This is a genomic window from Nocardiopsis lucentensis DSM 44048 (genome assembly GCF_000341125.1).
GTDB classification, from domain to species: Bacteria; Actinomycetota; Actinomycetes; order Streptosporangiales; family Streptosporangiaceae; genus Nocardiopsis; species Nocardiopsis lucentensis.
This window is the reverse complement of sequence record NZ_ANBC01000948.1, coordinates 1-1622: the sequence shown is the minus strand read 5'-3', so window position 1 is coordinate 1622 and position 1622 is coordinate 1. Positions and strand designations below refer to the sequence as shown.

The window sequence follows — 1622 nt, the reverse complement described above, 5'->3', positions numbered from 1 at the left end:
GGGTCAGACGTTCCACTTGCGTTCGTCGCCGCGCGGGTTCTCCCGACGCGCCAGGTCATCGGCATGCGCCTTGCGCATGAGCGGCTCGATCTCCTCCGCGACGGACTTCGCGGCAGCGATCGCCCGCGCGAACTCCAGCAGCTTGGAGTTGATCGCCGGGTTGATCGGGAACCGGGCCGCTTCCAGCCGGTCGACGTAGGCCTTCACCGACAGGGCCACGTGGCCGGGCACGTCAGCCCACTGCCGGGACTCGGCGACGACCCGGTAGGCGTCGGACGGTTCGTACCGGGACATGTCAGCGACCATCTGAGCGGCGGTCGTAGCGGCGGGCAATCCGGGCATGGTGTTTCCTCCTGTGTGCGTGTTGCTGACCCGCTGTTCCCACGTCCGCGGGTCGACATTGGTGTCGTAGTGTCCGGTCGTGTAGCCGGGGTGATCCGACCCCAGGCCTTCACGGTCGACGTAGCCGGGCCGGTTGTCGTGCGGGTCGGCGTAGTACGCCCCGGGGTGGCCCGGCACCGGTCCCCCTCGCCTCGTGTTGGGGTCGACGGTGTCCATGTGCTGGTCCGCCCACCCGCGGGCGCGGTCACGCCACCCGGAGAACATGGAGGCGACACCGGCGCCGAACGCGACGAACCCCGTGGCGATCGGCTTGTGGTTGGCCCGCTGGCGTAGCGCCTCACGGGCGGCACGACGGCCAGACCGGAAGCCTCCGGCGCCGCGAGCCGCCTTCCACGCGGTGGAGGCGCGCCGCCCGGTGCGGGCGTCAGCCCACCCCGCAGCCCGGCGTGCTGTGCGGCCGAGCCGCCCGGTCTTCGGGGTGGAGCTGCCGGACGCGCCGCCCCACCGGTTCTTGGGCATGAACCCTCCTGTCTGCTTGCGGTCGCGACCACGCGGCGAGGACGGCCCCCACCCGCTGCTGCCGCGGCCGGAGCGTTTACGGGACGTCCGGTCACCGCCCCAGATCAGACCCCGGCCCGACGACGACCCCGGACGGATACTGCTGCGGGGAGACGTGGCCGGGCGGCCCGCACGGGGGGAGGAACCGCGGCCACCCGTGCGGCGCGACGAAGACCCGCCCGCACCTCCGGACGACCCGCCACGGCGGCGGGTGGGCGCGGGCGACAGACCACCAGCCCGAGAGGCAGACGGGCCCGACGCACGGCCCCGACCGCCGAGCCCCGAGCGCACACCAGCACCGCCCGAACTCGTCCTGGTCACCGTGCGGGACGTCTTCGCCGCACGACCCGCACCCGAACCCGGGGTACGGCCACCACCACGGCGACGGCGACGCCGGTAGGCCACATAGCCCACCCCGCCCGCCGTAGCGACTGCGGGAGCGGCCAGCCAGCCAATCGGGCCGACCGCCGAGGCCAGCGCCGCGGATCCGAGCACGGTCGCGCCGAGCCCGCCCACGGCGACCTGCCCGGCAGGGAAACCGGACTCCTTCTTCTTGGTGTTCTGCTTCTGCTCCCCGCTCGTCGCAGGCTCCGGCGACGGCGCGGGAGCCTCCTGCGGAACCTCGGGGGTCTCGGGGGGCTCACTCATCTCAGTCCTCCAGATAGTCGCCAGCCTCATCTGGCTGAGCGGGCAGTGTGGAACCGATCGCCCCCGCGTAGGAC

General features: G+C 73.2%; 1 protein-coding gene. It reads right to left on the bottom strand.

The features are described from left to right. Positions 1–3: 3 nt before the first annotated feature. Positions 4–861 (bottom strand): hypothetical protein, encoded by an 858-nt coding sequence (locus D471_RS0132195; RefSeq protein WP_017602419.1) that lies wholly within the window; start codon positions 859–861, stop codon positions 4–6. Positions 862–1622 lie beyond the last annotated feature (761 nt).

Bases quoted from the DNA above. Each gene is read 5' to 3' on its own strand.
- D471_RS0132195 (WP_017602419.1), bottom strand. From the start codon at position 861: ATGCCCAAGAACCGGTGGGGCGGCGCGTCCGGCAGCTCCACCCCGAAG.